This window comes from Deferribacter desulfuricans SSM1 (genome assembly GCF_000010985.1).
Lineage (GTDB): Bacteria > Chrysiogenota > Deferribacteres > Deferribacterales > Deferribacteraceae > Deferribacter > Deferribacter desulfuricans.
Genome location: NC_013939.1, coordinates 867570 through 891000, shown reverse-complemented (window position 1 = coordinate 891000; position 23431 = coordinate 867570). Strand labels below are relative to the sequence as shown.

The 23431-nt window shown below is 30.7% G+C and carries 20 protein-coding genes and 1 pseudogene; 15 read left to right on the top strand and 6 right to left on the bottom strand.

Features of this window, described 5'->3' with window-relative positions:
* Window positions 1-66: 66 nt before the first annotated feature.
* Window positions 67-2865, bottom strand: coding sequence for a DNA polymerase III subunit alpha (locus DEFDS_RS04470; protein WP_013007611.1), 2799 nt, complete (start codon window positions 2863-2865; stop codon window positions 67-69).
* Window positions 2866-2889: 24 nt separating this feature from the next.
* Window positions 2890-4407, bottom strand: a complete 1518-nt coding sequence (locus tag DEFDS_RS04465) for an AAA family ATPase (RefSeq protein WP_013007610.1) — start codon at window positions 4405-4407, stop codon at window positions 2890-2892.
* A gap of 110 nt (window positions 4408-4517) precedes the next feature.
* Between DEFDS_RS04465 and DEFDS_RS04460 the strand changes: the two genes are divergently transcribed.
* From DEFDS_RS04460 to DEFDS_RS13385, 7 genes and pseudogenes are all read left to right on the top strand, one after another.
* Complete coding sequence (locus DEFDS_RS04460) at window positions 4518-5210, top strand: hypothetical protein (protein WP_013007609.1); 693 nt, start codon at window positions 4518-4520, stop codon at window positions 5208-5210.
* A 9-nt stretch (window positions 5211-5219) separates the two neighbouring features.
* Entirely contained in the window at window positions 5220-6152 is a 933-nt protein-coding gene (locus DEFDS_RS04455; RefSeq protein ID WP_013007608.1) for a helix-turn-helix transcriptional regulator, read from the top strand.
* A gap of 34 nt (window positions 6153-6186) precedes the next feature.
* Window positions 6187-6960, top strand: a complete 774-nt coding sequence (locus tag DEFDS_RS04450) for a hypothetical protein (RefSeq protein WP_013007607.1) — start codon at window positions 6187-6189, stop codon at window positions 6958-6960.
* A gap of 2 nt (window positions 6961-6962) precedes the next feature.
* Window positions 6963-7802, top strand: coding sequence for a hypothetical protein (locus DEFDS_RS04445; RefSeq protein WP_013007606.1), 840 nt, complete (start codon window positions 6963-6965; stop codon window positions 7800-7802).
* Between the two features lie 223 nt (window positions 7803-8025).
* The gene (locus DEFDS_RS04440) at window positions 8026-9192 is read left to right on the top strand and encodes an ankyrin repeat domain-containing protein (protein ID WP_013007605.1); all 1167 of its coding nucleotides are present in this window, start codon (window positions 8026-8028) and stop codon (window positions 9190-9192) included.
* A complete protein-coding gene (locus DEFDS_RS04435; protein ID WP_041223614.1) occupies window positions 9185-10402 on the top strand; it encodes an ankyrin repeat domain-containing protein in 1218 nt (405 codons plus the stop codon). Before DEFDS_RS04440 ends, DEFDS_RS04435 begins: the two co-directional genes overlap by 8 nt.
* Before the next feature lie 258 nt (window positions 10403-10660).
* Window positions 10661-10837: pseudogene (locus tag DEFDS_RS13385) on the top strand (ATP-binding protein); the annotation flags it as partial.
* A gap of 251 nt (window positions 10838-11088) precedes the next feature.
* Here DEFDS_RS13385 and DEFDS_RS04430 read toward each other — a convergent pair.
* Window positions 11089-12273 (bottom strand): ATP-binding protein, encoded by a 1185-nt coding sequence (locus DEFDS_RS04430; RefSeq protein WP_013007603.1) that lies wholly within the window; start codon window positions 12271-12273, stop codon window positions 11089-11091.
* A gap of 672 nt (window positions 12274-12945) precedes the next feature.
* A complete protein-coding gene (locus DEFDS_RS04425; protein WP_041223613.1) occupies window positions 12946-13128 on the bottom strand; it encodes a hypothetical protein in 183 nt (60 codons plus the stop codon).
* 231 nt (window positions 13129-13359) lie between these two features.
* Here DEFDS_RS04425 and DEFDS_RS04420 point away from each other — a divergent pair, with 231 nt between their 5' ends.
* The 5 genes from DEFDS_RS04420 (at window position 13360) to DEFDS_RS04400 (ending at window position 18948) form a co-directional block, all read left to right on the top strand.
* On the top strand, window positions 13360-13953 hold the full coding sequence (locus DEFDS_RS04420; protein WP_013007601.1) for a hypothetical protein: 594 nt from the start codon (window positions 13360-13362) through the stop codon (window positions 13951-13953).
* Window positions 13954-14275: 322 nt separating this feature from the next.
* Window positions 14276-14590, top strand: coding sequence for a hypothetical protein (locus DEFDS_RS04415; protein WP_197530230.1), 315 nt, complete (start codon window positions 14276-14278; stop codon window positions 14588-14590).
* 98 nt (window positions 14591-14688) lie between these two features.
* Entirely contained in the window at window positions 14689-17211 is a 2523-nt protein-coding gene (locus tag DEFDS_RS04410; protein WP_013007599.1) for a DEAD/DEAH box helicase, read from the top strand.
* A gap of 114 nt (window positions 17212-17325) precedes the next feature.
* Window positions 17326-17958 (top strand): LysE family translocator, encoded by a 633-nt coding sequence (locus DEFDS_RS04405; protein ID WP_013007598.1) that lies wholly within the window; start codon window positions 17326-17328, stop codon window positions 17956-17958.
* A 252-nt stretch (window positions 17959-18210) separates the two neighbouring features.
* Complete coding sequence (locus tag DEFDS_RS04400; protein ID WP_013007597.1) at window positions 18211-18948, top strand: ParM/StbA family protein; 738 nt, start codon at window positions 18211-18213, stop codon at window positions 18946-18948.
* On the opposite strand, the gene DEFDS_RS04395 is transcribed toward DEFDS_RS04400, so the two are convergent.
* Window positions 18935-20146 (bottom strand): IS256 family transposase, encoded by a 1212-nt coding sequence (locus DEFDS_RS04395; protein WP_013007001.1) that lies wholly within the window; start codon window positions 20144-20146, stop codon window positions 18935-18937. The genes DEFDS_RS04400 and DEFDS_RS04395 overlap by 14 nt on opposite strands.
* 983 nt (window positions 20147-21129) lie before the next feature.
* On the opposite strand from DEFDS_RS04395, the gene DEFDS_RS04390 reads away from it, so the two are divergent.
* Together DEFDS_RS04390 and DEFDS_RS04385 are read left to right on the top strand one after the other, a co-directional pair.
* Complete coding sequence (locus tag DEFDS_RS04390; protein ID WP_013007596.1) at window positions 21130-22134, top strand: integrase domain-containing protein; 1005 nt, start codon at window positions 21130-21132, stop codon at window positions 22132-22134.
* A gap of 1 nt (window position 22135) precedes the next feature.
* Window positions 22136-22558, top strand: coding sequence for a hypothetical protein (locus DEFDS_RS04385; protein WP_013007595.1), 423 nt, complete (start codon window positions 22136-22138; stop codon window positions 22556-22558).
* Here DEFDS_RS04385 and DEFDS_RS04380 read toward each other — a convergent pair.
* A complete protein-coding gene (locus DEFDS_RS04380; protein ID WP_013007594.1) occupies window positions 22555-22896 on the bottom strand; it encodes a hypothetical protein in 342 nt (113 codons plus the stop codon). The two genes, DEFDS_RS04385 and DEFDS_RS04380, sit on opposite strands and share 4 nt — an antisense overlap.
* Before the next feature lie 202 nt (window positions 22897-23098).
* Between DEFDS_RS04380 and DEFDS_RS04375 the strand changes: the two genes are divergently transcribed.
* Entirely contained in the window at window positions 23099-23407 is a 309-nt protein-coding gene (locus DEFDS_RS04375; protein WP_013007593.1) for a hypothetical protein, read from the top strand.
* Window positions 23408-23431 lie beyond the last annotated feature (24 nt).

Genomic DNA, 23431 nt, shown 5'->3' with positions numbered 1-23431 from the left:
TTGTGATCTTTTAGATTAGAAACTCAGAAGTTAATCAATGAATATCTGAATAGTACCTGTCAATATTTATTTATCAGACGTTTTTAAGAGGTTTTCAATTGTAATTATTCCTGTCTTTTTCCACTTTTGTTCTTGCAAACATAACTTTATTGTATCATTCAAAACCTGTAATAATTGTTTTCTACTTTTACCAAAGGAATCCATAGCACCATATTTGATAAATGAGCTTATTGCATTTTTATTTACTATTGTTAAATCAATCCGTTTGCAAAAATCTTTAAGATTTTTAAACTCACCATTCCTATTTCTTTCAAAAATAATTTTATCAATTATTTCATCGTTATCATGTATTGCCTTGAGACCAACTTTAATTAGATTTCTTTCTACAACAGTATCTTTCTCAGATTTATTGATGTCTGGTAACAATACGGTTATCCCCATGTTGTTACATTCAGCAATTAATTCTTCTATTCTATAATTATATTTAAATTCAAACTCTTGAGTTATAATAGATGCCATATATTCCACAGGGTAGTGTGCCTTTAAATAAGCTGTTTGATAACTCACCATGGCGTAAGCTGCCGAGTGACTTTTGTTAAAACCGTATTCAGCAAATTTTGCCATTAAATCAAAAATTTCTGAAGCTATCTTTTCATCAAATCCTCTTTTTACAGCTCCCTCTATCCCTAGCTTCTCATCACCATAAAGGAAAATTTTCCTGTGTTTAGCCATCTCTTCAGGTTTCTTCTTACCCATTGCTCTTCTAAGTAAATCCGCGCTACCCAGTGAATATCCAGCGACAATTTGAGCAATTTGCATAACCTGCTCTTGATAAACGATGATACCGTAGGTTTCTTTTAGTATCTCTTCTAACTCTGGTAGTGGGTAAGTAACTTCTTGCAGACCATGCTTTCTTTTTAAAAAGTCATCGAGAATCCCACTTCCAATAGGACCAGGTCTGTATAATGCAACCAGCACAATAATATCTTCAAATGTCGTAGGTTTTAATTTTTTTAGAAGATTTTTCATTCCACTACTTTCAAGCTGGAAAACTCCAGTGGTTTCACCGCTTGATAGCAGTTCAAAGGTCTTTTTATCATCCAAAGGGATAGCTGAAATATCAAAATTTGGGTCTTTTGATTTTCTGATGAGTTTTGAGGCATAATCTATTACTGTAAGGTTTTTCAATCCTAAAAAGTCAAGTTTAACAAGTCCTACCTTCTCAAGAGTATCTTTTTCAAACTGGGTGACAACTTCATCATTTTGACCTTTACAAAGAGGGACATACTCCACTAATGGTTTATCAGAGATTACTACACCTGCAGCATGCATCCCTGCATTTCTAAGTAAACCTTCTAACTTTAACGCATGCTCTAATAACTCTTTCCCTTTTTCTATACTTTCGATATTTGGTTTTAGTTCTGGATCCATTTCCAATGCCTTTTTTAGCGTGAGATCTGGTTTTGCTGGAATCATTTTTGCTATTTTATCAACAGTTTTAAGTGGGATTTCTAAAACTCTTCCCACATCTCTTATTACACCTCTTGCAAGTAGTTTACCGAAAGTGATAATCTGTGCTACTCTGTCATGACCATATTTGTTTCTCACATAATCTATCACTTCTTCTCTTCTATTCATGCAAATATCGATGTCAAAATCGGGCATACTTTTACGCTCAGGATTTAAGAATCTTTCAAAAAGGAGTTTGTATTTTATAGGGTCAATATCTGTGATACCTACTGCATAGGCTACAAGAGAACCAGCTCCAGAGCCTCTACCTGGGCCAACAGGTATTTTATTTTTTCTGGCAAAGTTGATAAAATCCCAGACAATCAGATAATATCCATCATACCCTTTTTCATGGATTATTTTAAGCTCGTATTCTAACCTTTGATAATATTTTGAATGCAGTTCTAATGGTACTTTTGCTAATCTTTTATGAAGCCCTTCTTTGGCAATGTGTTCTAAATAGGTTTTTAGTGTATATCCTTCTGGGACGTCATAAACAGGTAGATGTAGTTCTCCAAAGGTCATTGAAACATTGCAGCGCTCTGCTATTTTTACAGTGTTGATTAATGCTTCTTCGATTTCTCCAAAAGCCTGCCACATCTCCTCAGGTGATTTAACAAAAAGCTCTGAGGAGTGAGAATCTCTTCTGTTGGGGTCGTTTAAAGTTTGCTGATATTGAATACACATCAGAACCTGATGTGAGCTATAATCTTCTTTGTTTAAAAAGTGACAGTTGTTTGTTGCAACAATTGGAATCCCTGTCTCTCTTGATATTTCCATGAAAATAGTATTTACAATATACTGCTCTGGAATATTATTATCCTGTATTTCAAGGTAGTAATTATCTTTACCAAAAATCTCATAATATTCTAAAGCTGATTCTTTAGCGGCAGCATAACCATCAGTTAAAGCTTTCTGTGCAGGCTCACTTGCAAGACAGGCTGATAAACCAATTAATCCTTTAGAATATTTGGCAAGGAGTTCTTTATCTATTCTTGGTTTGTAATAAAATCCTTCTATATGGCCGAGACTGACAAGATACTGGAGATTCTTCAATCCTGCATTGTTTTTGGCAAGCAGTACCAGATGGTAGCTTTTATCCTCTTTTTTACTGTAATTTTTGTTGAATCTGGAATCCGGAGCAACGTAAACTTCACAACCGATGATAGGTTTTATATCGTTGGCCAGAGCTTGGGTGTAGAAATCAACTATGCCGTACATAGTTCCATGATCTGTAATTGCTACGGCTTTTGAACCATGTTCTTTCAATTTTTTCATAAGTTCTGAGATATGGATTGCTCCATCAAGAAGCGAGTACTGTGTATGAAGATGAAGGTGAATAAAATCCCTTTTCATAATTTTCTCCATCTGCCAATAAAATTAAAAAATCCCATCTATAATTAATTCTAAAGGAAAGTACTTAAAATTTTTGTAGTAAGATACCAGATTATTTACTTGATAATAAGTTAAAGGATATTCTGATAATTTTTTGATTTCATCAAGTGAAATATCCTGTATATTGTGCTGCAAAATTTTCTGTATTGTAGTTTTATTTGGAAATTCCATTTTCAAAATAACATCAAATTGATTTTTTAAATGTAACGGTAACTTTTCTAATTCTTTTGTTGTTACAATTAAAATTCCAGAAAAATTTTTTAAATATTCAATAAATTCGTAAGTTATTTTGTTAGAAAGAAAATTAGAACCAGGAAATAGAAACCGTTCAATATCATCAAAAAATAAAATAAATTTCTCATTTTCAATTAACTCTACTGAAGTAAAAACATCAAAAACTTTATTCAATAAAAAAGAATGATTTTTATTTGCATATGGCAAAAAATCCTTGTAGTTTACTGATATTAACTTTTTCCCTGTAAGAGTTGATAAATGATATGCCACTGTAGTTTTACCTGTGCCACTTTCACCATGAATTAATACTTTCTTCGTAATACCATCGACAATAGTTTGTTTTATAATTTTGATATTTCTTTCAATTTTTTCATTAAAAACTATTTTCTCTTTTAATTGATATTCTTTAAATTCCAAGGTATTTGATAAAAACAAATGATTTTTTTGGGCAAAGAGCCTTGCCAGTATAAAATCATTTATCTTTAGATTTATATCCAAAGAAGAAAGATCTGTATACTCATTATCAATTATTATTATATTATCTTTAATAATTGGTAATTCCCTATTTATAATCTTGTACAAAAATTTTAAATATTTTTTAGTCTCTTTCGCAGTAATCGAAATGTAGTTGTTAAATATTTCTGTTGGTGAATAATAGGGTTGTAAGATAGAATAAACTAAATATAAAAATAAAAATTGTTCTTCAAAAGAATATCTTGACAATATCCTATAAGTTAAAGATGTTTTAGGTAATCTGTTAATCAATCCTTGAAGTTCCTTTGCTAACATAGTAAATGAAACTTCAGATTGTTCCAACTCAGCTATTGGCTTAATCAAAACATTTAAAATTTCAATTTCATCTTTTAGTTCATCTATTTTAATTTTTTCTTCTAATTTATCCTCTTTTAAAAGCTTTTTTAACACATACGCTTCAACTTTTACATTAGGGTCTAAAACTGTCTTTTGATTGTCAAATATGTGAAGCTCATTAGGTTTTGTTGTTACTATTTTTTGATTTTCAAGACTGATAATAAAAGCTATTATCTCTAAATATTTTTTAGTTGTAAGGTTATTACAATATTGCTTAATAGCAACACCCTCAGAGTTATCTATACTTTTAGCAATAAAAAATCCTAAAAGATTGGCCTCAGGAGTTGATATATCAAAAAGCTTTTCTAACTTATCGGTTATTTCATTTTTTACATTTAAATTATTTAATATTTTTTCATCATTATAAATTTCGTGAATTCTCATTATTAAACTTTCCATAATAAACCTCCAAAATAACTATTAAAAAGATATTACTTTCGGTAAACGACAATTACTGTCGCTTTACATGAATAAATCCATATTGTAAAATATTAATTAAGGGGGTAATCATGTGTAGAAAATGGGCATTAAACTTATTAGAAGAAGTAAAAAATGTTTGGGAAATAGCAAGTAGTAAGGATAAAAATAATATCGTAGAAAAAAACGGTTTTGCAGTTTTCTATTCCAAAGTAAGGAAGAATCCAGAATTAATGATAATAGGTTATAACCCTGGTGGAGGAGATAAAGATTTTAATATTGAAGATGTTTTCAATCTCGAAAAAGAACACGAATATATAAAATATAGTGGTAAAAACAATAAAAATGAAAAGTATAAAACTGCTGTTGTAATGTATAATTTATTTGAGGAAATAGGAAAATTGGAGTTGTTAGAAAAAAGTGTAAAGTTAAATCTTATTTTTTTCAGGTCAAAGAGTAAAAAAGAATGGCTAAGTTTAGATAAAGAATTACGGATATCACTGGAACAATTCTGCTTTGGTAAAGTAAAAGAAATAGTAGATTATATAAATCCCAAAATAATTTTATTAGAAGGTCTTGAAACATTTGATTTATTCATCTCAGAAATTTTAAATAAACGATATGGTGTAACAAAGGTAAAAATTACTTCTGTTTACGCATATTCGGATAAATCGTGTAGACGCTTATTTGCAAAAACTGAATTTAATGGCAAGAAATTATTGGGTATTATCCACCCATCATATTTTGATGGAAGAGTTATAAAATATTTGGAAAAAGAATTGTAATCTCAAACTATGAAGGGAATAGCTCTAACTATTGAAATACTTGAACTATTAAAAAAACATAGGAAAGTAACAACCAAGCTTGTTGCAGACGAATTAGGAGTCAGCGTAAGAACTGCTCAAAGATATATGGCAGAGTTATTAAATATCCCCGGGCTTTTATATTATGATCCAGACGATCACACTTATTCATTGCTTGAAAATGTAAAATTTACAGATGTAAATCTGCCAAAAACAGAAATTCAATTTCTGGCAGCATTACTTGAATATGTAAAAAAGTTTGTCACACCAAAAACCAAGGCACATATTGATAAAATTTTAAAAAAGATTTTACATATAAATTCGGTTGAAGTCGTAAAATTTATCAATAATCCCACATCCACATACATTGATATTGATAAAATTATGGATACTCTTTCTGAAATAGATGATGCAATTAAACACCGTCAAGAGATAGAATTTTATTATGAAAAGTATGGGAAAAAATATACAGTTAAACCTTTGTGCGTACTAATAGATAATGGATTCTGGTACTTATTGGCAAAACATGAAAACACATTAAAAAAATTTTCAATTGACCTTATCAAAGATGTAAGAATCCTTATGAAATTCTTTGAAATCTCTCAACAGGAAATTGATGAACTGATAAACAATGCCAGTAGTATTTGGTTTGAGGAAAAAGAGAAAGTTAAAGTAATCGCTGAAATAGATTCAGAAGTTGCCTTTTATTTTAAAAGAAAAGAAATATTTCCTCAGCAAAAAATTGAAGAAGAATTAGATAATGAAAAATTATTAATAACTTTTTATGTATCAAATGACGAAGAGTTGTTGTATTTTGTTCGTCCCTGGGCTGAATATGTTCAAATTAAAGAACCTTATGAATACATAAAAGTTATCAAGAAATTTGTTGAAAATATTATTAAAAAGTATTCAACACATTTATAATGTATTAAAATAATAATATAGGGGAGGAACGGAAATGAAAATATTAATTTACAAATTAACACACGATAGTGGCTTTGCTCCTAATCCTTTTTGGGGTTATTTGACTTTAGCTGCTTGTATGCCAAATCATCTTGGAGTCAAAAAGGGAACTTATGAAAAGTATATGGAAAATGAAGGTTTATACTTAGTAGGTGTTGAAAGTAAAATGTTAGCACAAAAAAGAATAAGTAAGAATTTTAAGCCAGAAGTAAAACAATCACTGATTTATTTTGCAAAAGTAACTGAGATTTTAACATTGAACGAATATTTTAACGACCATAGATTTAAGGATAAAAAATTTGAAAAAAATAGTAGGGATTGGAGAAAAAGAAGGGGAGATAATGTTTATTACATTGAAAATGGAAAATGGAAATGGTTAAGATGTCATGGGCATGAACCCAAAACTATAAGGGAATTGCCTGATGAAGAAGTTTTTTTTGATGTGACTTTATTAGACAAGTATTTAAAAGATACTGATATGCAAAAGAAATATGATGTTATCTTAAAAGATTTAAAAGGTAATAAAGTTTTTATTTCTGAAGAATTTGTATACTTTGGGGATAAAGGAATAGAATTTCCATTAAAGTTTGCAGAATGTCTTCCTAATAGATACAAGTATTGTCCTGATAAATATACAAAAGATTTTGTCAATTTTATTAATAAATTAATTGAAAAATATGGAGATGGTCTTCAAGGTAATCCTATAAATTGCCATATTGATGACAATTGCAATGATTCTGCAGAAGAAAAATCTCCATGTAATGGTTAAAAATGAAAATCATTTTTAGTAGAAAAGGATTTGATAGTTCTTACGGTGGTTTCCCAAGTTTAATTTTTCCTGATGGAACTTTATTTTCAATACCAATACCTGATAAAGAATCAAATATTTCTTATAGTGACTTAACTTTTAAGTATAATACTTTTTCAATTCAAGATATTTTGAATGACGTCACAAAAAATAAAATTAAATCAGGAAAATGGTATAATTGTAATTACAAAGAGAAGAAGTTTAAATGTCATTTTGATCCTATGTATTTACCTGATAAACAAATAATGGCATTTGGACAGACAAATAGCGCTGCATCTCATTTAATTAATCATGATGTAACAAAGGGAGATATTTTTCTTTTTTTTGGATGGTTCAAACATATTGAATTAAGAAATAATAAGTGGTGTTATAAAAGAAAATCTTTGGATATTCATCTAATTTGGAGTTACATGATAGTTGATGAAATTTATGATTTAAATGATTCAAAGCAAACTGAATTAATAAAAGATAAATATCCTTATCTTGTTTCACATCCACATATTTCATCCAAAAAGTATAGAAAAAACATATTATTTATTTCAAAAAATTTTAAACTTTTAAGTTTTTCAGATCAAATTATATTGACCGACTTAAAAAATTACAAAAATAGGAGTAAATGGCGTCTGCCTAATTATTTTAATTATCCTAAACACTTCACATATATTAATGAAAAAAATTGTAAAATAGATGGATGTGATGTGATTGTTAATATCCCTGATAGAGGACAAGAATTTATATTTGATATTAACAAGATACCTCAAGAAGAAGTAAAGAAAATTATGTCCTTTATAAATAGCTTATAAAAACATAGTTTAGACAGAAATTGATGATATTAAATTTTCAAACATCCAAAATTTTTGTTGTTACTTTATTAATTTGATAAAAAATTGAAAAAATTTATTAGTAAAACTTTATTTTCTATTAACAAAGCTTTTTTAAACTAAAGATCATAACTGTCTGGCTTAAACGTCATTTTCTGGCGCTCTATTCTATTATAAATACCTAATATCTAGTGAGGGAACGAAAATGAAAAGTTTTTTTATGGATTTTTTAAAAAAAGATGAGTCTGAAATTATAGAAAAATTAAAAAATCTGATCATACAAGCAGGGGATATAAATAAATTATACGATCATGATAGTCATATAATGTTTCATGCGCTTCAATTTAGGTATTACGATATTGTAAACTTTCTTATAGATAATGGTATTGATTTAAATATTAGAAATTTTGACGGCTTTTCATTACTACATTCAGCAGTTGTAGCTGAAAACTTCGAATTAGTAAAAAAACTTCTTGAAAAAGGTGTACCTGCTGATATTGGTGATAATTATGGTGATGCACCTCTAATTTGGGCTTGTGGACGAAAACGTTTTGACATAGCAACCTATCTATTGAAGCATGGAGCAAATGTAAATCATAAAAATATTTTTGGACAAACAGCCTTATATGATATGGCCTATTGTGGAAACTTAGAAGGTGTTAAATTTCTTATTAAAAATGGAGCTAAAATTGATACTAAAGATAACCTCAATCAAACTCCTTTGTTTTTAATAGGTATGGATGATTTGGATGACGACAAAAATGATAATAATGAGTTTTTAGAAGTTGCAGAGTATTTAATTTCTATTAGATTAGATGTAGATGAAAGAGATATTTTCGGATTAACTCCGATAATATATGCTTGGTTTGCTAAAGCGTTTGATTTAATTAAACTTTATACCAAATATAGTAAAGAAATTTCTTATAAAGATGTTACAAACAACAATCTTATGAAGTTCTTAAATAATTTTTTAACAGGTTATGATTACATCAATTTAAAAGAAATTTATAATAAACCTATTTACACTACACCCTTACATATCGCTACTTATATAGGAAATTTTGATATTGTAAAATTTTTTATTCATAAGGGAATAAATGTAAACGTAAGAAACGCAATGAAAAATACCCCATTGCATGAAGCTGCATTTAGAGAACATTTCGAAATTGTAAAATTGTTGATTGAAAATGGAGCTGATGTAAACGCTTTAAATGAAACAAAAGATACTCCAATTCATTATGCTCTTTTAAAACGAAATAAAAAAATAACAAAAATTTTAGTAAAAGCTGGCGCTGATCTTACAATAGAGAACAATTTAGGAGTTATCCCAGAAGAACGTGTACATTTGGTATTAAAACATAATGATGAATAAAAAGATGAAGTTAAGCTTTTATAAAATTCTCGAAAATAACGCAAACAAAATTAAACTACTAAAAGATTTAATAAAAAAAGAAAAAGATATAAATAATCTTTTTGATGAGAGTGGGACTCATATAATATTTTATGCAATAGCTTTAGGACATTATGATGTTGTAAATTTTTTAATGGAAGACGGTATTGATATTAATTTAAGAGGATTTAGAGGTTATTCTTTACTTCATGAGATAATTATAAGTCAAGAATTCTATGATAAACCAGATGAAAGCTTTAAGTTAATAAAAAAGTTAATTGATAAAGGTATAGATGTTAACATTAGAGATGATTTTGGTATTACACCACTTTTGCTCTCTATTGAAAAACAACGGTTTGATATTGCCAACTATTTTTTGCAACATGGAGCAGATATAAATAGTAAAGACATTTGTGGCAGAACATTAATACATAATTTTATTGCCAACTATGTTTATACCTCTGAATATTATCAACTAATTGATAACAAAAACTACATGGAGATTATTGAATTCATGATTCATAATGGTGCAAAGCCAAACACAAAGGATAATATCGGTCAAACCCCTCTTGCAACTATAGGAAATAGTAAAATAAGCTTAAAAATTGCTGAGTATTTAATTTCTCTTGGGTTAGATGTTGATGATAGAGATGTTTTTGGCTTAAGTTCAGTAATATATGCTTGGTTAGAAAAATCATACGACTTACTTAATTTATATTTAAAATATAGCAAAGAGATTTCAGTTTCTGATGTGAAAAAATACGATTTACTAACCTTCCTTGAATGTTTTTTAAAAGATTATGATTATAAGACAATCAACTATATTTATAATACTTCTATAACACACACTCCTTTACATCTTGCAATTGATACAAACGACATAAAAGTTATTGATTTCTTTTTAAAAAAAGGAATCTACATCAATGCCAGAGATGAAAATCTTATGACTCCCTTACATTATGCAGCAAGCAATGGAAACTTAGAAATCGTAAAATTTTTAGTTGAAAATGGTGCAGATATTAATTTGACATCATGGGACAATAAGGCTCCAATTCATACAGCTTGGTTTTTCAATTCAGATCTTAATATAGTTCATTATTTATTATATGCAGGAGCAGATATTACGATAGAAAATGATGAAAAAGAAATCATAAATAAAATAAATGAAGCCTATATAAAAAAGAAAAAGTAAAAGTTTTTTACTTAAAAGAGATTCTACAATTATTACTGAGTAAATCTCCCTTCTACAATATAAAACTTTACCTATAGACAGGTCAATTAAAGATTTTTAGGAAGTTTTTAAATAAAACCAGCTTTTCTATTATTATCCTTTATAGTTTATCATTTCTTAATAGTTTTTAAAAACAAATGAAATGAAAATATCAAAAAAAGAAAAAATTAAAAAAATATTTGCCTTATAAAATCATCAATATCATTGTATTTAAAATTGATATCGAGAAGATATGAAAAGAAATCCACGATAATTACGACAAATAAGCCATTTAAAGAATGAAATGAGATATTTGGAGATGAGGTAGTAGCTACTGCAATACTGGACATATTGTTGCATCATTGCTATCTATTTTTAATCAACGGTAAGAGTTATCGTATGAGAGAACTTTTTTAAAAAAAGAAAATGGTAAAAATAAGTAATTTTATCCATGAAAGGGTGGGTTAAAATTATTCATTTTTACCATTTTGTCCCTATCGTTTTTATTGGATACTTTAAGCTCTATTATTCAAACTCCTTTTAAGCAAAACTAACAGCAGTATTTTCTTCAGGTTTCAGTTTTCGTATGTTTTAACAATTGAAGATATGAAGATATGAGGCAATGAGGATGTGAAGAGATGAGGGTGTTGGGTTGTGAGGAGTACAATTTAATATAAAAATCCGATTAACCATAATGGAACCTTTCTGCCATATCCCACCTCAATGTCATCGACAAAAAGGTAGCCACTACCCGCAATTTGTGAAAAATCTTTATTTCTACCACCAATTTCAATTAAATATTGATTGTTTATCAGTATATCCCCCTTTTTAGGATAGCTTAAATCATAGAAATTTCTTAACTGTGAAACCACAAAAGTTTCTCTAATTGTCCCAATTTTTTGTTCTTCGCAATAACAGTAGTTTAAATTTGTATTGTTCAGATATATTTTTTCAGGTTTTGTAAAAATGGCATCACCTTTTACATCTGGTTTTAATGATGTTAGAATATTACCAGAATTTAAATATTCAATATAACGGTACAGAGTATGTCTATTAACTTCAATTTTCTGTGCAAGTTTTGAAAGATTGAGTTCATAAGGCTCTGAAAAACATATTAATTTAACAAGTTTTTTAAGTTTGACGATATTTTTCGGATCGATCTTAAACAGTATAGGCAAATCGGACTCTATAACTACATTAATTGTTTCTTCCAATTTTTTATAATATGTGTTAGGATTTTCAAAATAAAAGGGATAAAATCCATACTGTAAATACTCTTTAAAGTATTCCAGTGGTTTTATCGATTTTAAAATTTCATAAGTGATTTCCATATGATTTTCTAAAATATCTTTTAATGAAAAACTTCTAAATTGTTTACCTGTTTTTAATTCCAGAAATTCTCTAAATGATAGTCCGTTTATTCTGTATAAAACTGCTCGTCTGCTCAAATCAGCTTTTGCATGTTCCAATCTTAAAGCACTTGAACCTGAAAAAAGAACTTTTATATCAAGAAGGTCATAGATTTCTTTCAAATGCGCTACAAAATCTGGATATTTATGAATTTCATCTATTGCTAAAACCTTACCACCTTTTGCTGCAAATTCCTTTGCCAGCTCAAATAACGACAGATTGCTCATCTCTATCGAATCAGCGGAAATGTAAAGTTTTTTATTTATAGGGACATCAATCTCTTTTAAATATTGTAAAAGAAAAGTGGTTTTCCCTACCCCTCTTGCGCCTAAAATACCAATTAATTTGTCATTAAAATCAATTTTATGAAAGAAATACCGCTTGTATTGAATGTTTAAACCGGTAAGCAACAATGCAAATCGTTCTGTAAAAAAATTTAGCATAAATAACCCTTTGAGTTTTGTTTAATGTATTAAACAAAACTATATTATAATTGATTAATATAATCAACAATTTTGTGAAATTATTACATAAAATTTCCCTTCAAAAGTCGATTATTACTAAATGTAAAGGCAAGTGTTGTCCCAAAATTTATTTTATGTTATTGGTAAGATAATCTGTAATCACCCAATTTTTTTAAATGAGTTTTTCTTGTTAGAGTCCCCATTTATTCTACTATAGTCATATTATTGCGATACACTATAAAATTAAAGGAAAGGAAAATTTTATGATAAGGACTGTTATTGGTTAAATTATGCGATATTGTGTAATCCAGCGAAGAAGAAATTGATTCCTTTAGATTTATCAATATGCAGTACATTTATAAAGATGAGGCAAAAATAATTAACCTGTACAAAAGAATTTTTTGCCGTCCCCAAAAAAACTTGACATTTTTAATGAGTGATTATAAATAAAATCTTGTTTGATTGGATTGATGGTTAATAAATTGTATTAATACACAAATATACAAATACACCCAAACAACTGAATATCGTAAAATAATCTAAGAGTTATCTGTAATTATCCTGCAGGTAATTTTTAGGTTATTTTGAAAGTAATGAGTATTTTATGGCATTTGGGATTATTAATAAAATGAGCTTATATGGCTTAGTAGTTTAGTTAAATGATGTAATAGGGTTTTTGTGAGGATTAGTAATATTATTGATATTAAGTTTTTTATGCACTATATCCTCTTTATTTTTAATAATGGTGTTCATAGAATCAACAATAATGGTGTAGTTATACTTATTCCTAAAAATATCAATTCCGATAAAATGCTTAAAAGAATTATTTTTCATGTCAAACCTCGCTTATCGTATTTTTTAAGTCCCAAGTCCTATCTCCCGTTTGACAGTGGCTTTGAAGCCAAATCAACCAATGGGGACTTTTGGGACGGGGGACAGACTCCCAATGAAGCTTTAAAGCTTAGGAAACATGTAGTCCTCTGTCCCCTGTTTTTTATTAACTTAATTATATATCTTAGCAACATAAAATATAAATACCATAATTATTCGTAGGAGGACATAGAGATGAATAAAAAAAGTATCGTAGCGATCGTTATTGTTTTTATGGCGTTTATGGTGTCCGATGCAATGGCTGGGCCATTCGGGTTGAGAAAAGGTATGTCGTTAAAAGAGATTGGGGGGAAACCGGAGAGGATAGGCAATGGTATTTATAAATTGATAAAAGTCCCTAAACCTCACTCGGCATTCGAAGCGTACATTGTGAAAGTAGCCCCAAAGGGAGGGTTGTGCTGGATCAAGGCCATTGGCAAAGATATTGCCACTAGCTCGTATGGCATTGAACTTAAAAGTGCGTTTCAAGAAATGGAAAAAAAACTCACCGCTATTTATGGTGAACATGAGACGATAGATGATCTTCTACCTAATAGCATATGGAACGAGCCAAGTGATTGGATGATGGGGCTAATTAAAAAAGAACGAATACTTATTGCAATATGGGACTCTGAAAAGGGCTCACATTTACCCTCTGATTTAAAGCAAGTTGGCTTGATTGCAGGCGCAACATCAGGCAATACAGGCTACATTGCTGTCGAGTATTCATTCACAAATAAAGATTCATGTGATGCTGAATTGGCTAAGCAAGAGGATGATGCACTATAGGGCCAGGCATAACAAGGCGCTGCACCTGACCGCTATTCTGCTGCGCTCCATAGCGGCAGGTTAGCTCTGTCGTTAGCTGATATTACTTTTTTAAAAGGAGATATAAGAAATGAAAAGATTTATAATTATATTTTTTTCTTTTATTTTAGTAGCAGTTATTGCCATATATACTTTCAATTACTTTCAATTACAATCTAAAATGAACAATGTAATCAAAAGTGATCCGAGAAATAGTGGGATCGAAGTGTCGGTTCATTTTGGCAATTATTTCAATCCCTCAGTACTTGTATACGACCTGACATCAATTTCTAGCACGAATAGCATGGCAGATGTTTTTAGAGTATTTTTGCAGTTTGCAGAGAAAATGCAGTCAAAGGAGTTTAAAGTAATTGAGTTATCGTTTAAGGGAAAAACAAAATTTAAAATAAATGGCGACTATTTTCGGACACTAGGGAAAGAGTACTCATGGCAAAACCCAGTTTACACAATGAGAACTTTTCCAGAACATCTTATGAATCCTGATGGTTATAGAGCTTATCCAGAGTGGACTGGTGGTTTGCTTGGTGTTCTAGTAAAACAAATGGAGGAATTTAATGATTTTCACAAAAAATGGTATTTAGAAGACATTGTAAAGTAATAAACGACTTTAGCTAACAAAGCGTTCCACCTGACCGCTATTCTGCTGGTGCTCCATAGCGGCAGGTGAGCTTAATCGTTATGTGGAGATAAAAGACAATGGTTGATTTCAGCAGAAAGCTTAAAGAAAAAAAAGTTATTAGAAAAATAAATCCGATCGAAATTTATGATTCACTTGATAGGAAAAGTGAAACAGGTCCACTTCGGCCTTCTCAAGAATATATTTTAAATGAATGGTTTAGTAAATATAGAGACAAAAAGGATCTTATAATAAAACTCCATACAGGAGAAGGAAAAACATTAATTGGCCTTCTTATTCTACATTCAAGATTAAACAATAATGAAGGTCCATGTTTATATATTTGCCCAAATATATACCTCGTTGAACAAACTTGTTTAGAGGCAGATAAGTTTGGTGTTCCATATTGCCAAATAGGAACGGATAATCAACTTCCAGAAGATTTTTTATCCGGTAAAAAAATTCTAATCACACACGTACAAAAAGTTTTCAACGGATTAACAATATTTGGCTTAGATGCTAGGGCAATTCCAATAAAGCATATTGTATTAGATGATTCCCATGCTTGTATTGATTCACTTAAGGATACATTTACAATTAAAATATGTAGAGATCATAGATTATATTCTGATTTTCTTGAGCTTTTTGAGGATGATCTAATAACCCAAGGAGAGGGTAGCTATTTAGAGATTAAAGCAGGAGATTTTAATACATTACTACCGATTCCATATTGGGCATGGATTGATAAAAAATCGGAAGTAATCAACAAGCTTATTCAATATAAAAATGAATATGAAATTAAATTTATTTGGCCGTTAATCAAAGATAATATCGAAAATTGTCAAGCCTATATTTCTGGTAAATATATTGAAATATCACCCATATATAGTCCTATTTACAAATTTACTTTTTTTACAAACGCTGACCAAAGAATTCTGATGTCAGCTACGACTCAAGATGATTCTTTCTTTATAAAAGGGCTTGGTTTTGCCCCAGAAACAATAACGCAGCCACTAACTTATGAGAAATTAAAATGGTCAGGTGAAAAGCTTATTCTAGTTCCTTCTCTAATAAATGAGGAATTGGATAGAAATCTTATTGTAACTAAATTTGCCAAGCCAAATCCGAAAAAAAAGTTCGGGATAGTTACGATCGTGCCAAATTTTAAAAAGGCTGCTCATTATCAAAATTTAGGAGCAACGATAACTACCTCTAATAACATTTATGAAATTTTACAGAAATTAAAATCAGGTAAATTTGAGAACACTATTGTTATTGTAAATAGATATGATGGGATAGATTTACCAGATGAATCTTGCAGAATTTTGGTTTTAGATTCAAAACCATTTTTTGATTCTCTATCTGACAGGTATGAAGAAAGCTGTAGACCAACTAGCGATATAATTAATATCAAAATTGCACAAAAAATAGAACAAGGTATCGGAAGAAGTGTTAGAGGAGAAAAAGATTATAGTATAATAGTTATAATCGGTGGGGACTTGACAAAATTTCTTATGAGCCCGCTAACAAAAAGATATTTTTCGTACCAGACTCAGAAACAAATAGAAATTGCATTAGAGGTGGCAGAACTAGCTAAAAATGACCTTGATGAAGATGAATCTCCTTTTGAGGTGGTAAGATCTTTGATAAATCAAGTATTAAGGAGAGACGAAGGCTGGAAGCAGTTTTATCAAGAGCGAATGAATGAAATATCTACGAATGAAAGCAAACCTGAAATTAATCATATATTGGATCTGGAAAAAAAAGCTCAAGATTCTCTAATTAAAGGTGATCTAGAAAAATCTATAGAATTAATACAACAAATAGTTGATAAATTAGATAATGAGGAGGAAAAAGGTTGGTATTTGCAATTAATGGCAAGATATAAATATAAAATTAGTAAAGTTGAATCCAATAAAATACAAAAGAGTGCATATCAAAAAAATCTTCAATTAATGATACCAAAAGAAGGAATCGTTTATAAAAAATTGGAATTTATTAATGAAAATAGATTAAAACGTATTAAAGATTGGATCAAAAAATTTAATTCCTATTCCGACATGATGGTGGAGATAGACGGTATGTTAGAGGATTTATCTTTTGGAATGCCATCAGAAAAATTTGAATCTGCATTAAAATCAGTAGGTGAAGCTTTAGGTTTTCTAAGTCAACGTCCTGATAAAGAGTTCAAAAAAGGCCCAGACAATCTATGGTGTGGTGTTGATAATAAATATTTTATTTTTGAGTGTAAGAGTGAGGTAGATGATTCTAGGAAGACCATAACCAAGAATGAAGCAGGACAAATGAATAATCATTGTGGATGGTTTGAAAGCGAATATGGCACTGTTTCAGTAAGGAGAATTTTAGTTATACCCACAAAAAATCTTTCAAGAGATGCTAACTTTACGCATGAAGTTTTTATAATGAGAAAAGGTAAACTTAGAGAGTTAAAGAAAAATATAAAAAACTTTTTTAAGGAATTTAAGAATTACAATATTTCTGAAATAAGCGACGAAAAGTTGCAAGAATTTTTGACTAGCCATAATTTAGATATAGACAATCTTTGGACAAAATATATAGAAAATTATTACAAAGAAACATAACAAATCGCTCCAGCTAACCTCCAATCCGCTGGCGCTTCATGGCGGCAGGTGAGCTTGGTCGTTATGCAACAAAATAGAAATTAGGCGTCTGTCTAAGAAATGATTTGAAAAATAATGTTCGATTATTCTCTTGCCCATTGGGCTACATATTTAACTGCTGCTGTTTTGTTAAATATTTCTCCAGGTCCAGATATGGCATTCATATTGGGACAAACAGCTAAAGGAGGCATAAAGTCGGGATTTGCTGCAATGTTTGGAATTTGGACAGGTGCATTAATTCATGTTGTTTTTGCAGCTCTGGGATTGTCGGCAATTTTAGTTACTTCGGCGGTAGCATTTTCTACAGTTAAATGGATTGGTGCGGCATATCTTATCTGGCTTGGTATTCAGGCACTGAAGTCTAAGGGGAGCAATATTTCTGTGAGAGAGCAAGAATCTCCAAAAGGATTGAGGAAAGTGTTCAAACAAGGTGTACTGGTAGCAGTATTAAATCCAAAGGTTGCCGTTTTCTTTTTTGCATTTTTGCCGCAATTTGTTGAGGTAGGTGCAGGTCCTGTTAGTGCACAGTTGTTTTTCCACGGGATTCTTATTATCGCGGTAGCCGGTTTAATTGAACCTCCTTTAATTCTTATTGGAGGCAAGTTAACTGCCTATCTTAACGAAAATACAAAATTATCATGCTGGCTGGATCGTGGACTTGGTGCACTGTTTATCTGGTTGGGTATTAAACTGGCCACAATTGATTGAGAATATAAATTTTTCTAAAACAAATTACTAAATTTAGACTTCCAAACAATACACCTTTCGTTTTTCGGTTTTTGAGTAACCATTTAGCTTGAATCACCATATTTTATACTGGTACTAATCATAACAAATGCAAATGGTTAGATAAATTAATATCTTAAAAAGGTTTTAATTTCATCTAAAACTTTAAAAGATTTCATTGACCGGTTCTTTTGTAAAAGATGTAAGGAAAGGTTGAGCTTTAGGAGGTGTGTTATGCAAAAAGTTGTAGCAATTGATGTAGGCTTTGGTGATGTGAAGGTTGCTTATCGGGAAGGGGGTGAGTTAATCATGCGAAAATTTCCATCTGCAGTAAAGGAAATTCTATCTGTTAATTTTGAGTTTAATCATCTGAGCCAGGAAAAAAAATTTCTTTATCATTCAAAGCATTACGTTTTAGGTGAAGCTGCAAAACTTGATGGAATCAATATTAATAACATTGAAAAACTAATGTTTTTTACTCTACTTTTGATTTACAAAGTATTTCATGATTATTCTATTCCAATGGATAACATTCTACTGGCTCTTGGGCTTCCATTACAATTCTATAACCAGACCAATGTCCAGAAACTGAAAGCATCTGTAGCTGATTTTGAAGTTGATAATGAAAGCTTAGGATTTAATTCCAAAATATTTCCTCAGGGTGCAAGTGTGTATTTTACATGTAAACTGTTATATGATACACCAATTGCAAATACCTTGATTTTAGATGTTGGTTTTAATACTGTTGAGTGCATTTGGTTTCAAAATTCTAAACATGTTCCTCATCTTCAAAAGATGCTTGAACGGGACGGAATAATGAAAATAGCACAACTTTTGAAAGGTGCAGTAAAATACAATATCAGTCCACTTGAGGCTGTGGATATCCTCAGAACAAACAAAATAAAGATATATAATGAAGAAGAAGACTTATCTAATATTGTTGATGAGCATAGTGCAACTAATTTTGTGTAAGATTTTTATCCTCCTGTAATCTACCATATTTCTCAACTCTCTTATTCTTCAATACTATTAAAAAATAGTTCCAATGTTTCATCTTACGGGTTCTATAACTACCATTCATCTCCAATATCACTAAAAATACTACCTTTTCTAACGCTTTCTTATCATTAAATACTTCAATTACCTTAGATCGTCTTTTAACCTCCTTATGAAACCTCTCCAAAGGATTTGTAGTGTAAATATATGGTCTCATTAGAGCTGGATATTTCAAATAAGTCATCAACTCTGGCAAATCCCTTTCCCATGATGCAACCATCTCTGGATATTTATATGACCAGTTCCTGCGAAATATCTCAAAATTCCTTAAAAATTCCTCTTCATTCTCTTGCATGTATATGTTTTTCATATCTTCAGTTACAGCACTCTCATCCCGCTTGCGTACCTTGGATAATGAGCTCCGCACTTTGTGAACTACGCAAGTCTGAAAATCTGCTTTAGGATAAACCTCAAGTACTGCTTCTTTGATACCTTTTAAACCATCTGCTACAACTAATATTGGCTCCTGTAACCCTCTCTCCCTAAGCTCATATAGCAATTCCTTCCAGTTTAATGCACTTTCTCCACTACCACCAAATGTGTAAAATGCAAGAATCTCTTTATGACCATCCTCATCAATTCCCATAACTGTGTATATAACCTCACTTGATACCGTACCCCTTTTCAATTTTAAATATGTGCCATCTATAAACAAAATCGGATACCATTGTTCAAATCTTCTGTTGTGATATTTTTCCAACTCTTCCAAAATATCATCAGTTATCTTGCTCACCCACTTTGGAGAATACTTCTGACCAAGTAAATTCTCTAATGTTCGCACTATATCCCTGGTTGAACAACCTCCCTGATACATTGATATCACTATATCATCTAATTCAAACGTTGTACGTTTATATGGCTCTAAAAATGATGGCTGAAATTTTATCTTTCGTGTCCTTGGTATTTTTACCCCTTCTACTTTACCAAAAATTGTATTAAAATTGCGTGTATAATATCCATTCTTACTATCAGCATTTAATGAACAGTGGACCTCTCTTTCTATTTCTCCAAGCTTTTCTAAAAAATTAACAAACTGTTTTGACATAAATTCCATAAAAATTTCTCTAATATCCTTTCTTTTTTCAAATAATTCAGCTAAATTATAATTATTCATGGGGTATACCTCCTCCTTTTTCTTTTTTATGGGGTTAAGTAGATTACAGGAGGTATACCTCTTTTGCAATCCTTACACAAAATTCTTATACACTACCCGCGTATATTTTGAGGTATACTTTCTAAAACTTCCATTAAGATTTCATCATCATCTTTTTTTGCTTTAAAACTATACTGTTTTTCCACCATTATCATCACCTCCTATATTTCTTCCCGCTCACAAATATTAAGAGATACGGTCAAATAAAATTTGACTAATATGGCACTAATACTGAATTATGACTTAACTTAGTTAAGTCATAATTCTATTCTATTTTCAATGAATACAGATACATAAAAAATAGATAAAAAAGCGCTTGCGCTTTTTTACCTCAGGCATACTGTACAATGTATATTCATTCCGCAGTGCGGATAAAACTTTTGATTACATAGGTAGATGTATTCTGACATTTATTCGATTCATTTTAGGAAATTTTAGGAGAATATTTTTATAAACTTGGAGGATTAGTCAATCGTTCACCTTGCTTGCCAAGGTGAACGATTGACGGACAAACGTGCAACTTATTGTAAATACTTCTATAATAAATTCTTTGATTACACAGAAAAAACAGAAAACAAAAGTTTAGGTGGCAGATAAACAGATAACATGCTGTTTTTTTACAACGGTCATGTTGTCTGTAACCGTGAAAGTGCCGATATTCACGCTTATCTGCCACTGGAAATTACCCCCTTACAATCCGGCTTAGCCGGTTCAATATAGATTGCCCGTGGGCTTTCCGGGAGCCTCAAATCCTGGAGGATTTCGCTAAAAAGGTTTATCACATCGGCTCAGGCAATCGCCTTGAAGAGAAGAATTAAAAAAAATTGAATTAAATTAGTCAGGGTGATGACCCTGCGTTTTTGATAAAATTTTATTGACCTGTGTTCTTATATATTATGAACGCAGATGTACTGTTGTTTGGTTTACTTTAGGGGAGGTGAAAAATGAAGGTTAAAAGGAATTTTATCGGCGAAAAGAATTTGACTAGGAAAGTTGCTGCTTACCGTTTAGCAATGGAAGTGGTTAGAAGCGGCAATGAAGGTTCTATTAAAAAAACTGTAACAGCGATCAGAAAATTAGCAAAGTTTGCAAAGGAAGAATTGGAGATGAAAAACCTCTCGAAACTTCAGTCTGAACATATGAAGGCTTTTGCAGAACATCTAAGAAATGAGGTCGGAGATGCCGACATTTCAAAAGCTCATGCTGCAAATATAATTTCCTGTATTAATCGTGTTTTTGATCATTACGGCAGAGATGATTTAAAACTTTCAGCGAAAGAAGAGGGGCTAAATCGTGGTAAAAGGTACTACAACATCGATAGAAGCGTAAGTAATCAACTTCATGAACAATTCACCGATTATCTTTCACAAAAGTTTATTCAAACAGGTGATACAAGATATGAAGCTCTTAGAATTCAGGTTGAAATGGAGAGGATGTTTGGTTTGCGATTTAAAGAATCTGCACTTCATGATTTGAAAGGCATTCACAGAAAAGATGATATGCTTGATGTTGTAAAAGGCACAAAAGGTTCTCAGCCAAGAGAAGTACCCATTCTTTCAGATAAAGGTTATGAATTATTAAATTATGCTAAGGATTTTAAGAATGAGTATGGTTTCAACCGTTCGCTGATACCTGACGATATGAAATTTTCTCAATGGCAAAATTTTGCGTACGGTGTAATAAGAGATTTCAATGAAAGGTTTGATTGTGATTATCACTTTCATGGAGAAAGGCATACTTATGCTCAAGAGAGGTATTTAGAATTGACCGGCTTTGATGCACCAGTGAGAAGCGGATTTATTAATGGCTCATATTTACAGGTTATGTCTGAATATTATGGAATAACCTTGGAAGAAGCAAAAGAATTAGACAAAGAAGCAAGAAAAATTATTAGCGAAGAGCTTGGACATCACAGGATTGATGTCACTTGCTTTTATTTGGGGAAGTAGGATGAGATTGTGGGATCAATTTGTTAGACGGTATCGCTTGACAGGCAGTAGAACGACTGTAAAACAATACCATCGCCTACTTAAAAATTATTTTTTTCCTTTTCTTGAAGAAAGGACTACTCTTAAGTATCTTGATCATCTAAACCAGGATTTCCTTAATGGCTTTTACAATTTTATACAATCACATGTAAGGAAAGGTGAAATGAGCAAAAGCTATGCAAAAGACTGTCTTTATGCGGTTAATAAATTTATCAGTGTTTTTAATCGAAAACATAAAAAGAATTTGAAGCAATATGATGTTTCTGCTTTTTTAGCAACATTGGAAGGTTTCAAACATATCAAAGTTAGTGCAGAGGAATATGAAAATATAAAGCAATGGAGAAATCTGTACGGCAAAGTACCGCCCCCTGAAAAAATTAATTAATCGGCTGTTGTATTACTATTATTTTCAATATCAGAAGTTACAGAGCCTTTTTTGTGCTTATTTGTGATGTCATCTGGTTCTTCGATAATAACTTTGAAATAATCCGGAAATTTCCATCCCATCAATTTACACAATCTGTAGAAAATTTTCATGGTAATATTAAACTCTTCACCCCTTGCTACCCTCGCAGCAAAGTCTTTACTAAACAGTTTTTGAAGTCTATATCGAGAAACCTTATTTCGTATTTCTCTGATATACTCTTCTTTTAATACAATTGTAATTTTAGATTTTTTTAACTTCATTATATCATCAAATCTGTCATCTCTTTTAGCAGGCATAAACATAATCCTCACTGGTTAGAATATCTTTACAAGAGTAATAATGATTGATGCGGAAAGTCAAGCTTTTTAATTCATGCTATCTTCACATATTACTTTTTTAAAAAGTTTAAAAAATTTACTTGACAAAAGGTTCATTGCGCGGCAGCATTATATCATAGAGTCCCGGGATGCCGGGTACTAAGAGAATTAGGAGGTGAACATGAGAAAAGATGCAGAACAAATTGAGGTAAAATCTTATTCAATTGAGCAAGCGCAATATGTGACACCAGAGAAGTTAATTTTTGAGAAAGCAAAGGATGGATATCTTCATGTGAACAGGACAGATGATAACAAATTTTTTATCTACTTAAGTGATGATGAGTTGAATGTTAATTATATCACAGTACCGTTTCAAATAGAAGATATGGTAAATCTAATTCTGCAAGCGTTCGATGAAGGTAAAAAAGAATTGGGGACATTTCTTTTGTATCACTTAGCTGGATTGGGTTCGGTAGAAGTAGAGTTTTAAAGTGGGAAGGCTATGCAGATGGCA

Excerpts from the sequence above, each read along its gene's own strand:
- DEFDS_RS04450 (WP_013007607.1), top strand. The coding sequence starts at position 6,187 with ATGAAAATATTAATTTACAAATTAACACACGATAGTGGCTTTGCTCCT.
- DEFDS_RS04465 (WP_013007610.1), bottom strand. The coding sequence starts at position 4,407 with ATGGAAAGTTTAATAATGAGAATTCACGAAATTTATAATGATGAAAAA.
- DEFDS_RS04435 (WP_041223614.1), top strand. The coding sequence starts at position 9,185 with ATGAATAAAAAGATGAAGTTAAGCTTTTATAAAATTCTCGAAAATAAC.
- DEFDS_RS04470 (WP_013007611.1), bottom strand. The coding sequence starts at position 2,865 with ATGAAAAGGGATTTTATTCACCTTCATCTTCATACACAGTACTCGCTT.
- DEFDS_RS04385 (WP_013007595.1), top strand. The coding sequence starts at position 22,136 with ATGAGATTGTGGGATCAATTTGTTAGACGGTATCGCTTGACAGGCAGT.
- DEFDS_RS04415 (WP_197530230.1), top strand. The coding sequence starts at position 14,276 with ATGGCAGATGTTTTTAGAGTATTTTTGCAGTTTGCAGAGAAAATGCAG.
- DEFDS_RS04380 (WP_013007594.1), bottom strand. The coding sequence starts at position 22,896 with ATGCCTGCTAAAAGAGATGACAGATTTGATGATATAATGAAGTTAAAA.
- DEFDS_RS04390 (WP_013007596.1), top strand. The coding sequence starts at position 21,130 with ATGAAGGTTAAAAGGAATTTTATCGGCGAAAAGAATTTGACTAGGAAA.
- DEFDS_RS04460 (WP_013007609.1), top strand. The coding sequence starts at position 4,518 with ATGTGTAGAAAATGGGCATTAAACTTATTAGAAGAAGTAAAAAATGTT.
- DEFDS_RS04425 (WP_041223613.1), bottom strand. The coding sequence starts at position 13,128 with ATGAAAAATAATTCTTTTAAGCATTTTATCGGAATTGATATTTTTAGG.
- DEFDS_RS04440 (WP_013007605.1), top strand. The coding sequence starts at position 8,026 with ATGAAAAGTTTTTTTATGGATTTTTTAAAAAAAGATGAGTCTGAAATT.
- DEFDS_RS04395 (WP_013007001.1), bottom strand. The coding sequence starts at position 20,146 with ATGAATAATTATAATTTAGCTGAATTATTTGAAAAAAGAAAGGATATT.
- DEFDS_RS04410 (WP_013007599.1), top strand. The coding sequence starts at position 14,689 with ATGGTTGATTTCAGCAGAAAGCTTAAAGAAAAAAAAGTTATTAGAAAA.
- DEFDS_RS04430 (WP_013007603.1), bottom strand. The coding sequence starts at position 12,273 with ATGCTAAATTTTTTTACAGAACGATTTGCATTGTTGCTTACCGGTTTA.
- DEFDS_RS04375 (WP_013007593.1), top strand. The coding sequence starts at position 23,099 with ATGAGAAAAGATGCAGAACAAATTGAGGTAAAATCTTATTCAATTGAG.
- DEFDS_RS04445 (WP_013007606.1), top strand. The coding sequence starts at position 6,963 with ATGAAAATCATTTTTAGTAGAAAAGGATTTGATAGTTCTTACGGTGGT.
- DEFDS_RS04400 (WP_013007597.1), top strand. The coding sequence starts at position 18,211 with ATGCAAAAAGTTGTAGCAATTGATGTAGGCTTTGGTGATGTGAAGGTT.
- DEFDS_RS04455 (WP_013007608.1), top strand. The coding sequence starts at position 5,220 with ATGAAGGGAATAGCTCTAACTATTGAAATACTTGAACTATTAAAAAAA.
- DEFDS_RS04420 (WP_013007601.1), top strand. The coding sequence starts at position 13,360 with ATGAATAAAAAAAGTATCGTAGCGATCGTTATTGTTTTTATGGCGTTT.
- DEFDS_RS04405 (WP_013007598.1), top strand. The coding sequence starts at position 17,326 with ATGTTCGATTATTCTCTTGCCCATTGGGCTACATATTTAACTGCTGCT.